The sequence below is a fragment of the Denitratisoma sp. DHT3 genome (genome assembly GCF_007833355.1).
Lineage (GTDB): Bacteria > Pseudomonadota > Gammaproteobacteria > Burkholderiales > Rhodocyclaceae > Denitratisoma.
This window is the reverse complement of sequence record NZ_CP020914.1, coordinates 1,303,070-1,315,609: the sequence shown is the minus strand read 5'-3', so window position 1 is coordinate 1,315,609 and position 12,540 is coordinate 1,303,070. Positions and strand designations below refer to the sequence as shown.

Genomic DNA, 12,540 nt, shown 5'->3' with positions numbered 1-12,540 from the left:
TTGTCTCTCTGTTGGGGTTGGGGGTGCGCACTGCGCACCCTTTTTTTTGGTTCTTCACCGCCGAGCTTCGGGGAAATCGGCACGGATTTTGAGGAAGAACTAGGCTTCGTCGCGGCCGACGGGATCGTTTCTCCGAGGACGACGGAAGGCACGCCGCAAGGTGGGCTCAGGATGGGCCTTGAGTCCGCAGCTATCGAACCGGCATTGTTGTCGCCCGCCACTCAGGCTTGGACCATGTCGGGCAATTACGCGATGGTGTACGGCGTCACCTCATGTTCCAGCATGCCGGCAAGATTCTCCAACTGCTTGGTGACGGTTGCGTTCGCCTCCACTGCCGCCGCATTCTTTTCGGCCAACTCGGCGATGTTCTCGACGTTCTTGGTAATGCTGGCGCTGGACACGCTTTGCTCGTGCAGGGCAGTCGAAATATCGCTGACCATGTCGACCACCTGACGAGCGCCGGCCTGGATCTGCTGCATGACATCGCCGGCCTGCCGCGCCAACCCAACGCCTTCACCCACCCGTGCAACACCTGTCTGCATGCTCGCGACGGCGCTTTGCGTGCCGTCTTGGATGGTACAGATCATTTCCGAGATTTCTTGTGTCGACTTGGTGGTGCGCTCGGCGAGCTTGCGCACCTCGTCGGCCACCACGGCGAAGCCCCGCCCCGACTCTCCTGCCCGCGCCGCTTCGATCGCTGCGTTGAGCGCCAACAGGTTGGTCTGGTCGGCAATTTCCTTGATGACGTCGACAATCGCGGAGATGCGATTGGAATGCTCGCCGAGGTGCAGACACTACCTCTGCCGATTGATTGACGGCTTCAGCGATCTGCTCGATGCTCGTCACGACGACGGCGACGATCTCGCCGCCGCACTCCGACACACTTTCGGCCTCGGACGACACCTCATGCGCGCTGTGGGCGTTCTGGCTGATGGTTTCCACGCCAGCACTCATTTGTTCCATCGTGGCCGCCATGCTCGATGCCGCGTCGCTTTGGGCGCCGGTGCTGGCCGAAATCTGCGACGACGAAGCCGCGATCTGTGTCGCCGTTTCCAGCATCTGGTGCGTCCCCTGCCGCACCTTGCGCAGAAGGGCGGAAAAGTTGTCGGCCAGTTCGTTGAAGCGCGTTCCGACGAGTTCGAATTCGTCCCGCGTTTTGATGCTTACCCGTGCAGTGAGATCGCCTTGGGCGATTCTGTGCGTGCTCGTCGCCAGGGCTTCCAGCGGCCGCGTCACCGCGCGGACGACGACGAAGGCGAACGCGGCGCCCAGCACCGCACTCACGCACGCAAGCGCCAGCATCAACGTCAGCAGGCGCTCGATGTCGTTCACGCTAGCCGTCCGGCTCCGTTCCATCTCGGCCGAGACGGCCTTCATCTGGTCGAGCAGGACTGTCCGCAGTTCGCGCCAAAGTGGCGTTTCACGTTCCTTGATGAGTCGGATGGCCGCGGCCTGGTCGCCTGCGGAAGCCTTCGCCACGACGTCGGCAATGGCAGCCGACCGCTTGCTGAACATGTCGGCAATCTTTTCCAGCACGGCCTGACGAGCTACATCGTCCGCAGCAAGCGCCTTCGCCTTCTTGAACTGCTGCTCGAACCCCTCTTGTGCCTTGACCAGGTTCTCATGGCCAGTCTGGTTGGCCGGATCGAGGGTGATGTTGCGCAGCGCCTGGCCGCCTTGCAGCCCCTGGGCATACATGCCGCTCAACGCGCGCTCGAAGGCGACCTTTGCATCCAGGTGGCGAATGAACACCTGTTTGCTCTGGTGCAGACCATAGATGCCAAATCCAGTCACCAAGGAAAACAGGGCCAGCACGAGGCCCATACTGCCGGTGATGCGTGTTTTGATTTTCACAATCGGCTTGCCTGGCTTCGGAAAGAAATTACAAGAACAACAATATCCCCATGGCCAACCGCGGAACACAGACGCTTGCACGGGGAACATAGGCGTCTCTGAGATTGTACGCTTCGCAAACGCTGCCCCACTTGGACATGGATCGTAAGCAATGCTTGCGTAATTGATAGCCGGCGAGTGGAATTCTCTTTTTACCTATGCCGGTCCGGGACAAAAGCCCCTTTTTCCTCGCTGCTTCCTGGCAAGATTGATCCTATATTGCACTTTTGTTGTGCCATTCGCGTTGCTGCTTTGCAGTAGAATTTGACGGAAATCAAAAACTGTTGCCCTCAGTAACGTATCCTTGTTGCTGGTGTGGTTTCTTTCTTCTTGTTCTAAGGGGTATCCATCATGCAGTCGCAATCGACTTACAACTATAAAGTCGTGCGCCAGTTCGCTGTGATGACCGTAATTTGGGGCATCGTCGGCATGCTGGTGGGGGTGGTCATCGCTGCCCAGTTGGTCTGGCCTGAATTGAACGTCGTGGAGTGGCTGAGTTACGGTCGCCTGCGGCCCCTGCACACGAATGCCGTGATTTTTGCGTTTGGCGGCTGTGCCTTGTTTGCGACTTCCTATTATTGCGTTCAACGCACTTCCCATGCGCCGCTTTTCGCTCCCGCGCTCGCATCGCTGACTTTCTGGGGGTGGCAATTGGTCATCGTGCTCGCGGCGGTGTCGCTTCCCATGGGCTTCACCAGCGGCAAGGAGTATGCGGAACTGGAATGGCCGATCGATATCCTGATCACCGTGGTCTGGGTCTCCTACGCCGTCGTGTTCTTCGGCACGATCGTCAAGCGCCAGACCCCGCATATCTATGTGGCCAACTGGTTCTTCGGTGGCTTCATCCTGACGGTGGCCTTGCTGCATCTGGTCAATAGCGCCGAAATCCCCGTGACGCTGACCAAGTCCTATTCCGCCTACGCCGGCGTCCAGGATGCGATGGTGCAATGGTGGTATGGCCACAATGCGGTGGGCTTCTTCCTGACCGCCGGCTTCCTGGGCATGATGTACTACTTCGTGCCGAAGCAGGCCGGCCGCCCGGTGTATTCCTACCGTCTGTCGGTGGTGCACTTCTGGGCGCTGATCTTCACCTACATGTGGGCGGGTCCGCACCATCTGCACTACACCGCGCTGCCTGACTGGACTCAGTCGGTCGGTATGGTCTTCTCGCTGATCCTGCTGGCGCCTTCGTGGGGCGGCATGATCAACGGCATCATGACGCTCTCCGGGGCCTGGGACAAGCTGCGTGACGACCCGATCCTGAAGTTCATGATCACTTCCCTGTCGTTCTATGGCATGTCGACCTTCGAAGGTCCGATGATGTCGATCAAGACGGTGAATGCGCTTTCCCACTACACCGACTGGACCGTCGGCCACGTGCACTCCGGCGCATTGGGCTGGGTGGCGATGATTTCGATCGGTTCCATCTACTACCTGCTGCCGCGCATGTTCGGTCGCAAGGAGATGTACTCCACCAGCCTGGTCAATGTTCACTTCTGGGTGGCGACCATCGGCGTGGTGCTCTACATCGCCTCGATGTGGATCGCCGGTGTGATGCAGGGCCTGATGTGGCGCGCGACCAACGCCGATGGCACGCTGACCTATTCCTTCGTGGAGAGCGTCAAGGCGTCCTATCCCTTCTGGACGATCCGCCTGGTGGGTGGCCTGATGTTCCTCTCCGGCATGGTGATCATGGCTTACAACATGTTCCTGACCATGGCTGGCGGCAAGGCCGTCAATGCGCCCGTGGTGCAACCGGCCGGCCATCACGCCTGATTAGCAAGGAGTTGAAACTATGTTGACCCATGAAAAGATTGAAAAGAACGTAGGTTGGCTGATCGTCCTGTCCATCCTGGTGGTGAGCGTGGGCGGTCTGGTGGAGATCGTTCCGTTGTTCTTCCAGAAGTCCACCACGACGCCCCTCAATGAACTGGTCAAGCCTTACGATCCGGTCCGGCTGGTGGGGCGCGACATCTACGTCCGCGAGGGCTGCTACAACTGCCATTCCCAGATGATCCGCCCATTCCGTGCCGAGACCGAACGCTATGGCCACTATTCCGTGGCGGGCGAGTTCGTCTATGACCATCCGTTCCAGTGGGGCTCCAAGCGTACCGGCCCCGATCTGGCGCGGGTCGGCGGCCGCTATTCGGATCTCTGGCATCGCACCCATCTGCTGAATCCCCGCGATGTGGTGCCGGAGTCGAACATGCCGGCCTACTACTGGCTGGACCGCCCGGCAAAGACCGATGACATCGAGCTCAAGATGAAGGCGCTGCGCAAGGTCGGCGTTCCCTACAGCGACGAGGAAATCGCCGGCGCCAGGCAGGCTGTGGAGGGCAAGACCGAGATCGAGTGCGTGATCGCCTATTTGCAAGGGCTGGGCGTCGCGCTCAAGCAAACGAGGTAATCAGGTGGATATCAACGACCTGCGTTCGGTGTTTACGGTACTGGCCTTCGTCATCTTTATCGGCATTGTGATGTGGGCCTATTCGGGCCGTCGCAAGCAGGCATTCGACGAGGCGGCGCATCTGCCTTTGGACGACGATTCTCCTTATGTCGCGGGCGGCAGCACCGACGCAGGCTCCACGGATAAGTGAAGGAAGCGAAAAATGGACTTCAAAAATACGAGCGATTTCATCAGTGGGTTTTGGAATATTTATGTGACCGTTCTGGTCCTGGTCAGCGTGCTTGGTTGCGCGGCGCTGCTTTGGGTTCAGAGCTCCGCCAAGCATTCTGTCGGCCAGACCACGGGGCATGTGTGGGATGAGGATCTTGAGGAGTACAACAATCCGCTCCCCTCCTGGTGGCGCTGTATGTTCTACCTGACCGTGGTGTTTGCCCTGGTCTATCTGGCGCTGTACCCTGGTTTGGGTACCTATGGCGGTTCGTTCGGCTGGAGCATGCGCGGCCAGTACGAGAAGGAAAGCGCCGCCGCCGATCAGCAATTCATCCAGGCCTACGGCCCCTTGCTGAAGATGGATCTGGCAGCCGTGGCCGCCGATCCCAAGGCCAAGGAAGCCGGCCAGCGCCTGTTCCTGACCTATTGCGCGCAGTGTCACGGCGCCGATGCGAAGGGTGCCAGCGGCTTTCCCAACCTGACCGACGGCGACTGGCTGTGGGGCGGCACGTCCGACAAGATCAAGGAAACGATCGCCAGCGGCCGTGACGCGATGATGCCGGCCAAGGGCCTGAAGCCCGACATGGATGCCGAGCAAGCACGGGATGTCGCCCACTACGTGCGTTCCCTGTCCGGCCTGACCGCGGATTCGGTACGTGTGCAGCGTGGCCATGAGCTGTTCGGCCAGGCCTGCGCCGCCTGTCATGGCCCGGAGGGCAAGGGCAATGTGGGCGTGGCGCCGAACCTGACCGACAAGGTCTGGCTCTACGGCAGTTCCGAGGCGACCGTGATCCAGACCATCACCCATGGCCGGACCAACCGCATGCCGGCATTCGGCGATTTCCTCGGCGAAGCCAAGGTCCATCTGCTGGCGGCCTATGTGTATGGCCTCGGCGGTGGCGTGAAGGACGGCGAGCCGGCGCCGGTTGCTCCCGCTGCCGCATCCGAGGCAAAATGAGTCCGAGTCGAACGACTCCCCGGCGCAAGACCGGGGAGTTTTTTTAAAGCCTGTACATCAGGATTTACTGATATAGCATCATGAGCAGCCCACATCCCAGGCCGCAGGCCGATACCGCCGAGGAAACCGACGGTTCTCTCTACGAAGTGCACAAGAAGATCTATGCGCGTTCGGTAACCGGCGTGTTCGCGAGCTGGCGCTGGGTTCTGGTGTGGCTGACGCAACTGGTGTTTTACGGACTCTGCTGGGTACCCTGGAACGGCCGCCAGGCGGTCCTGTTCGACCTGGTGGAACGCAAGTTCTACCTCTTCGGCCTGGTGCTGTGGCCGCAGGACGTCTTCCTGCTGGCGATCCTGCTGATCATCTGCGCCTACGCCTTGTTCCTCTTTACCGCGGTGGCCGGCCGTTTATGGTGCGGCTACGCGTGTCCCCAGACGGTCTACACGGAAATCTTCATGTGGATCGAAAAGCTGTTCGAGGGCGACCGGAACGCCCGGATGCGCCTGGACCGGGCGCCGATGAACGGGGCCAAGGCGGCCCGCAAGCTTGGCAAAGGCACTGTCTGGGTGCTGCTTTCGTTGTGGACCGGCTTTACCCTGGTCGGCTACTTCACGCCGATCAAGACGCTGTGGAGTTCGTTCTGGTCTTTCGATCTGGGGCCATGGGAAGCGTTCTGGATCTTTTTCTACGGCGGCTTCACCTACCTCATGGCCGGGCATCTGCGGGAGCAGGTGTGCAAGTACATGTGTCCCTACGCGCGCTTCCAGGGCGTGATGTTCGATCCGGATACCCTGGTGATCACCTACGACGCGGAGCGCGGGGAGCCGCGCGGCGCCCGCTCAAAGAAGACCGACCATCGTCAGCAGGGGTTCGGCGACTGCGTGGATTGCGGCTTGTGCGTCGTGGTCTGCCCCACCGGCATCGACATCCGCAACGGCCTGCAGTCCGAGTGCATCGGTTGCGCCGCCTGCATCGATGCCTGTGACCAGGTGATGGACAAGATGGGCTATCCGAAGGGCCTGATCCGCTATTCGACGGAGAATGCGCTGGCACGGCACTGGGGCTGGAAGGACATCCTCGGCCATGTGGTGCGCCCCCGCGTGGTCATCTACAGCTCTGTGCTCGCGGCGATCTGCGTGGCCTTCGTCTGGGGCCTGGCCACCAAACCGGACCTGCGCGTCAATGTGATCCGCGACCGGGCCACGCTGTCGCGCGAAGTGGAGGACGGCCTGATCGAAAACGTCTATCGCCTGCAGATCATGAATGTCTCCGAGCAACCTCAGCGCTACTCGATCGCGGCCGAGGGGCTGCCGGGCATCCAGATCGTGGGAGAGCGCGAACTGGACGTGGCGCCGGCCAGCACCACGCCGATGACGATCCAGGTCCGGGTGCCGCCGGAATCCGGGAAGCGCGGCGCCAACACGATTTACATCAACGTCGCGTCCCTGAGCGACCCCAAGGCTCAGGCGCACGAGAAAGCGAAATTCATCCTGCCATGACTACGATTCAATCGATACAGCCCGCTTTGCCCTGGTATCGCCATCGCTGGCCCTGGCTGTTGATCATGGGCCCGGCCATCGTCGTGGTCGCCAGTTTGATCACGGCCTGGATCGCGGCGACCACCAGCGATGGCCTGGTGACCGAGGACTACTATAAAAAAGGACTGGCCGCCAACCAGACCATCGCCCGCAGCAACCAGGCCGCCGCCTTCGGCCTGCAGGCGGGATTGCGGGTGAGTGGCGGACGCATGGAGATCCGGCTGTCGGCCGAAAATCCGTCCTTCCCCCCGCCGGCGGCGCTGCATGTCTCGATCTCCCATCCGACCCGCGCCGGGTTGGACCAGAGCCAGGTGTTTCCCGTCCAGGACGGACGCTATGTCGGGCATTTCCAACTGCCCGCCGCCGGCCACTGGATCGTGCTGCTGGAGGACGATCTTCAGACCTGGCGCCTGATGGGCAACGTGGTGCTGCCGGCGACCGAGGAAATCATGCTCGGCGGGGCGACGCGGCCGGCCGACATCCGCAGCCAGTGATTTCAGCAATTCCTTGATGCCCTTGCGCCGCCTGCCTATGGCGGCCCCAGGCGCAGGGGCGGTTCGTCCATGAGGGCGATCTGTTCCTTCAGTTCGAGAATCCGGTCCTGCCAGTAACGGGGGCTGTCGAACCACGGAAATGCGGCCGGAAAGGCCGGGTCGTCCCAGCGCCGCGCCAGCCAGGCCGAGAAATGCAGCAGGCGCAGGGTACGCAAGGCCTCCACCAGATGCAGTTCGCGGGGATCGAAGTCCATGAAATCCTCGTAGCCGTCCACCACGTTCAGCAACTGGCGCTGCATCTCGTCCCGCTCGCCCGAGAGCAGCATCCATAGATCCTGGATCGCCGGCCCCATGCGGCTGTCGTCGAAATCGACGAAATGGGGGCCGGGCATGTCGCCATCCTCGTTCCACAGCACATTGCCCATATGGCAATCGCCGTGCAGACGCAAGCGGGTCATGGCGCCCGCTCGCTCGAAGCAGTAGCCGACGCCCGCCAGCGCCTGGTCGACGGTCGTCCGCCAGGCATCGCGTAGCTCGACGGGAATGAAATCGTGGGCCAGCAGCCAGTCGCGGGACGCCGTGCCGAATGTGTCGGGGGTCAGCGCCGGCCGTTGCCGGTAGGGCGCGATGGTGCCCACGGCGTGAATCCGTCCCAGGAAGCGCCCCAGCCATTCCAGGGTCGCCGGATCGCCCAATTCCGGCGCCCGGCCGCCACACCGGGGAAACAGGGCGAAGCGGAAGGCGCCGAACCGATGCAGGGTGCGACCGTTCATCGAGAGCGGCGGCACCACGGGAATTTCGCGGGCTGCGAGTTCCGCGACGAAGTCATGTTCTTCCTGTATCTGTTCGTCCGACCAGCGCTCCGGCCGGTAGAACTTGGCGATCAGGGGCGGCCCGTCTTCCATCCCCACCTGGTAGACCCGGTTCTCGTAGCTGTTCAGGGCCAGTTGGCGTCCGTCCGGCAGCAGCCCCAGGCTCTCCAGGGCGTCCAGCACGCAATCCGGGGTCAGGGAGGAAAAGGGATGGCGGGCGGTGTTTGGCATCGGCAATGACAGGCGTTCCGGAAAACCCGTCCATTGTAGGCGCCCGGCCCGGGCAATCAGACCCCGGGTGTCAGGAACTCGATGATCAGCGGATCGCCTTCGCGCTCCAGATAGGCGAAGGTGATCGTTTCGCTGTAGCGTTTGTACCAGATCGGACGATAGCCGATGGGCGCCACCCTGGCGATCCAGGCATCGACGTCGGCGACGCGGAAACGCAGGTGATGCATGCCTTCGCGGCCGCGCTGGATGAATTCGCTGTGCGGGCTTTCGCCGGAGACCCACTGGATCAGCTCGATCTCCAGGTCGCCGCTTTTGCCGAAGGCGAGCTGAAGGTCGACGTCGGCGATGCGGCCGCGGAACTCGCAGGCCGAGACGGCGCCGTCCATGCGCCAGAAGGGGCCGAATACCGGCTCGTAGAGGGCGACGGCGGCGTCCAGGTCGCGTACCACGAAACCGATCTGGTCGACTGGAGGCAGACCGAGGTTTTGCAGGGTCTGGGGCAGGGGGGACGTGTTCATGGCTGTGTTCCCGGGGTGGACGAGAAGGGAAGGGGCAAAGGAGTCAGGCCGGGGGCACCGACATGCTGAAGACTGGCAGGCTTTCCGGCATTCCGCCGAGGCTGACGGCGCAGCGTGACATCGCGTGGAAGGTGGTCAGGGCGACCGCCATGTCGCCGATCTGGCGATCGCTGAAATGGCCCCGCAATCGCGTCAGCAGTTCCGGGCCGGCGCCGGCCGGGGCTTTCAGGTATGTGTCGACGAATTCGAGGGCCAGCTTTTCGCGTTCGCTGAGGTCGCTGTCCTGGTAGCCGTCGGCCACCTGGGCCAGCTTTTCCTCCGTCATGCCGTCGCGGCGCGCTTCCTCATAGCGCGTGGCCTTGCAGACCGTGCAATTGACGGTGCGGGCGTTGCGCAGGCGCAGCATCTCGATCAGCGCCGGATTGACGCTGCTCGCCGACCAGATCCGGTTGGTGAGCGCCACCACCGGGTCCAGCAGATCGGATGCCAGGCCGAAGGCGCTGTCGCGCACCACATGGCCGGTCTTCTGGCCGGCGGGGGCGGTGACACGGGCTTTGCGGGTCATGATCGTCTCCTTTCAGCGCGTCGCGCCAAGATGGTTGAACAGCAGCGTCAGGCGCAGCCTGCCGTCGATGAAGCCGAGTGCTTCCACCAGGCAGACCAGCCCGGCCTCGCCGAAATGGGCCTTGACGTCGGCGGCCAGTTCGTCGCCGATGGACTCCGGATCCTGCGCATAGACCTCGGCGAACGCCAGGACCGCGCGCTCGGCGGCGCCGAATGCCGGATCGCGGGGCCAGCGCCCGGCCAGGGTCGCGGCGATTTTTGCCTCGTCCAGTTCGGCGGCCCATGGCGGGCGCAGCGCCATTTCCTCTCGCGCCTGGTGCAGCGCGGCTAGCCGCAGCCGGGCCAGTTCCAGGACTGCGGGCGGCAGGTGGCCCTGCCGCCAGAGCGCTTCCCAGACGGCGCGGTAGGCGGCGCCGATTTCCGGACTGGCGCCGGGGTCGAGTGTGATGCTGGTGAACGTCATGGTGCCTCCTCAGTGTCGATCTCGACCATCACCTTCAGCGCGCGGGTGGCGTCCCGGGCCTGCTCGAAGGCCGCCAATGCCGCGCTGAACGTGAAACGATGGGTGATCAGCGGGTCGACATCCACCTCGCCCTGCGCCAGCATGCCGATCACTTCCTGAAATTCGTCGCCCGGATAGGCGATGGAGCCGGCGAGTTCGATTTCTTTGGCCATCACCATCACCAGATCCAGGGCCACGGGCTGGCGATAGACGGCGACCACCACGATGCGGGCGCCGCTGGCGCACATGGCCACCGTCTGTTGCAGCAGGCCGCCGGCGCCGGCGGCGTCGATGAAGACATCGGTAGCGACCGATGCAAAACCGTATTTCTGACGGGTGCCGTGCAACCGCCCCAAGGCGGCTTGCAGATCCTCCCGCGCCGGATTGACGGTGGCGCTGGCGCCCAGGCGCCGCGCCGTTTCCAGCCGCGCATCCTGCAGGTCCACCACGACGATGTCGCGCACGCCGCGCCGGCGCAGTCCGACGACGACGCCCAGTCCGATCACGCCGGCGCCGTAGACGACCACCTTGCTCTCCGGTTTCACCCGGGCCCGGTTCACGCCGTGGAGTGAAACGGACAACGGCTCGACCAGCGCCGCCCGCTCGAAGGACAGCGCATCCGGCAGCGGATGGATGTTGCCGCCCAGCCGTGCGTTCTTCACCAGCACCCATTCCGAGAAACCGCCTTCCGGGCCGCCGTTGCCGATGCCGTCGTCGTCCGGATTGACCACTACGCGCATGCCCGGACACAGGTCGGCGACGTGTGCGCCGACCTCGTCGATCACCCCGGAGAACTCGTGCCCGAGGGGCATCGGCGTTCCGGTCGGACCGCGCGTGCCGCCTTTGGCCAGATAGCCCAGATCGCTGCCGCAGATGCCGCAGACCGCCACCCGCACCAGGACATCGCCCGCGCCGACGTTCGGCAGCGGTACGGTATCCAGCCGCAGATCGTCGAGGCTATGTATTCTGAGTTGTTGTCTGTGGCGGGTCACCAGCATTCCTCCAGTCGCTATTTCGACAAGCCTGATTCAAAGACGGCGTAAGGATTTTGACAATGAACTTTTAAAATAATAACATTAAAAAGTTTCGAGGCTGCAACTTTGAATGCTTTTGGGGATCAGTGGGGGATCAATGGATATTGTCAAGAAACTGGTGGCCGAGCGCCCCGATTTTTTCTCGAATCGGCCTGCACAGCAGGAAAGCGCGACCCGCATCAACGATTTCATCTACATGTCCCAGGGGCTGTCCAATGCCTACATGGTGGTCACTCCGGCGGGGCGCGTTGTCATTAATACCGGCATGGGCTTCGAGTCGCCGGTGCATAGGAAAGTATTCGACGCGGTCTGTCCCGGCCCCACGCCGTACATCCTGCTGACCCAGGGGCACGTGGACCATGTCGGCGGCGTCAGCCTGTTCCGCGAGCCGGGCACCCAACTGGTCGCCCAGCGCAACCTGGCGGCTTGCCAGCAGGATGACCGGCGCATCAAGGCGGTGCGTGAATCCCATTCCTCGATCTGGTTCAAGAGCGCGCTGTCCCGCGCCGCCGAAGGGGAGGCCGCGCCGCGGCCGACTTTCGTCCAGGATGTGCCGACCGCCGACATCAGCTTCGACGACCGCTACGCGCTGGAAGTGGGGGGCACCCGTTTCGAGCTGTACTCGACGCCCGGCGGCGAAACCGTGGATAGCTGCGTGGTCTGGCTGCCCCAGCACCGCATCCTGTTCTCGGGCAACGTCTTCGGCCCCCTGTTCCCCCATTTTCCCAACTTCAACACCGTCCGCGGCGACAAGTACCGCTGGTTCGAGCCCTACTTGGAATCCCTGCGCCGCATCCGCGCCCTGGAGCCGGAACTGCTGATCACCGGCCATTTCGAACCCATCGTCGGCAAGGAACTGATCCGCGCCTGCCTGGACCGCCTGGAGGGCGCCGTCGACTACGTGCACCGGGAAACCCTGAAGGGCATGAATACCGGCAAGGACATCTGGACCCTGATGCGGGAGGTGCAGTTGCCGCCCGAGCTCTATGTCGGCCAGGGCTACGGCAAGGTCAGCTGGGCCGTGCGCACCATCTGGGAAAGCTATATGGGCTGGTTCAAGGCCCAGGCCACCAGCGAGTTGTATCCGACCCAGCCGCGCGAGGTCTATCCGGATCTTGTCGAATTGGCCGGCATCGACGCCGTGGTGGCGCGCGGTCGGCGGAAGCTCGCGGCTGCCGACGCCGAGGGCGCGTTGCTGCTGGCCGAGGCGGCGCTGGCGGCGGACGGCGCCGATGCCGGGGCGCTGCAACTGGCGCTGGACTGTCATCGCGCCATTCTCGATCGTTCGGGGTCGGTGAATTTCTGGGAAACTGGGTGGCTCAAGACCCGGATCGAAAAACTCGAAGCCGCCCTGCGGCGGTCGTGAAACCTGTCGGAGG

13 protein-coding genes and 1 pseudogene are annotated in these 12,540 nt (G+C 63.0%); 7 read left to right on the top strand and 7 right to left on the bottom strand.

What is annotated here, in order from left to right:
- Window positions 1–245 precede the first annotated feature (245 nt).
- A complete protein-coding gene (locus B9N43_RS17530) occupies window positions 246–734 on the bottom strand; it encodes a methyl-accepting chemotaxis protein (protein WP_261379439.1) in 489 nt (162 codons plus the stop codon).
- Window positions 735–1,113: 379 nt separating this feature from the next.
- Window positions 1,114–1,944, bottom strand: a pseudogene (locus tag B9N43_RS17525) (HAMP domain-containing protein); the annotation flags it as partial.
- A gap of 300 nt (window positions 1,945–2,244) precedes the next feature.
- On the opposite strand from B9N43_RS17525, the gene ccoN reads away from it, so the two are divergent.
- From ccoN to B9N43_RS05895, 6 genes are all read left to right on the top strand, one after another.
- On the top strand, window positions 2,245–3,669 hold the full coding sequence (gene ccoN, locus B9N43_RS05920; RefSeq protein ID WP_145841392.1) for a cytochrome-c oxidase, cbb3-type subunit I: 1,425 nt from the start codon (window positions 2,245–2,247) through the stop codon (window positions 3,667–3,669).
- A 22-nt stretch (window positions 3,670–3,691) separates the two neighbouring features.
- The gene (gene ccoO / locus B9N43_RS05915) at window positions 3,692–4,300 is read left to right on the top strand and encodes a cytochrome-c oxidase, cbb3-type subunit II (RefSeq protein WP_409994732.1); all 609 of its coding nucleotides are present in this window, start codon (window positions 3,692–3,694) and stop codon (window positions 4,298–4,300) included.
- Between the two features lie 4 nt (window positions 4,301–4,304).
- Window positions 4,305–4,490, top strand: coding sequence for a cbb3-type cytochrome oxidase subunit 3 (locus B9N43_RS05910; RefSeq protein WP_145841390.1), 186 nt, complete (start codon window positions 4,305–4,307; stop codon window positions 4,488–4,490).
- Between the two features lie 63 nt (window positions 4,491–4,553).
- Window positions 4,554–5,468: a cytochrome-c oxidase, cbb3-type subunit III gene (gene ccoP / locus B9N43_RS05905; protein WP_315904560.1), complete on the top strand. Its 915-nt coding sequence runs from the start codon at window positions 4,554–4,556 to the stop codon at window positions 5,466–5,468.
- Window positions 5,469–5,548: 80 nt separating this feature from the next.
- On the top strand, window positions 5,549–6,967 hold the full coding sequence (ccoG, locus tag B9N43_RS05900) for a cytochrome c oxidase accessory protein CcoG (protein WP_145841388.1): 1,419 nt from the start codon (window positions 5,549–5,551) through the stop codon (window positions 6,965–6,967).
- Complete coding sequence (locus B9N43_RS05895; protein ID WP_145841387.1) at window positions 6,964–7,500, top strand: FixH family protein; 537 nt, start codon at window positions 6,964–6,966, stop codon at window positions 7,498–7,500. The genes ccoG and B9N43_RS05895 overlap by 4 nt, the downstream gene beginning before the upstream one ends.
- Window positions 7,501–7,535: 35 nt before the next feature.
- Here the strand turns inward: B9N43_RS05895 and B9N43_RS05890 are convergent, their stop codons facing one another.
- From B9N43_RS05890 to B9N43_RS05870, 5 genes are read right to left on the bottom strand one after another with little or no spacing between them, the layout of a single operon-like run.
- Complete coding sequence (locus B9N43_RS05890) at window positions 7,536–8,543, bottom strand: serine/threonine protein kinase (RefSeq protein WP_145841386.1); 1,008 nt, start codon at window positions 8,541–8,543, stop codon at window positions 7,536–7,538.
- 56 nt (window positions 8,544–8,599) lie between these two features.
- The gene (locus tag B9N43_RS05885) at window positions 8,600–9,061 is read right to left on the bottom strand and encodes a VOC family protein (RefSeq protein ID WP_145841385.1); all 462 of its coding nucleotides are present in this window, start codon (window positions 9,059–9,061) and stop codon (window positions 8,600–8,602) included.
- 43 nt (window positions 9,062–9,104) lie between these two features.
- On the bottom strand, window positions 9,105–9,626 hold the full coding sequence (locus B9N43_RS05880) for a carboxymuconolactone decarboxylase family protein (RefSeq protein WP_145841384.1): 522 nt from the start codon (window positions 9,624–9,626) through the stop codon (window positions 9,105–9,107).
- Between the two features lie 12 nt (window positions 9,627–9,638).
- The gene (locus B9N43_RS05875; protein WP_145841383.1) at window positions 9,639–10,088 is read right to left on the bottom strand and encodes a carboxymuconolactone decarboxylase family protein; all 450 of its coding nucleotides are present in this window, start codon (window positions 10,086–10,088) and stop codon (window positions 9,639–9,641) included.
- A complete protein-coding gene (locus tag B9N43_RS05870; protein ID WP_186453996.1) occupies window positions 10,085–11,119 on the bottom strand; it encodes a zinc-dependent alcohol dehydrogenase in 1,035 nt (344 codons plus the stop codon). Before B9N43_RS05870 ends, B9N43_RS05875 begins: the two co-directional genes overlap by 4 nt.
- A gap of 139 nt (window positions 11,120–11,258) precedes the next feature.
- Between B9N43_RS05870 and B9N43_RS05865 the strand changes: the two genes are divergently transcribed.
- Window positions 11,259–12,527 (top strand): alkyl sulfatase dimerization domain-containing protein, encoded by a 1,269-nt coding sequence (locus B9N43_RS05865; RefSeq protein ID WP_145841381.1) that lies wholly within the window; start codon window positions 11,259–11,261, stop codon window positions 12,525–12,527.
- Window positions 12,528–12,540: the final 13 nt, after the last annotated feature.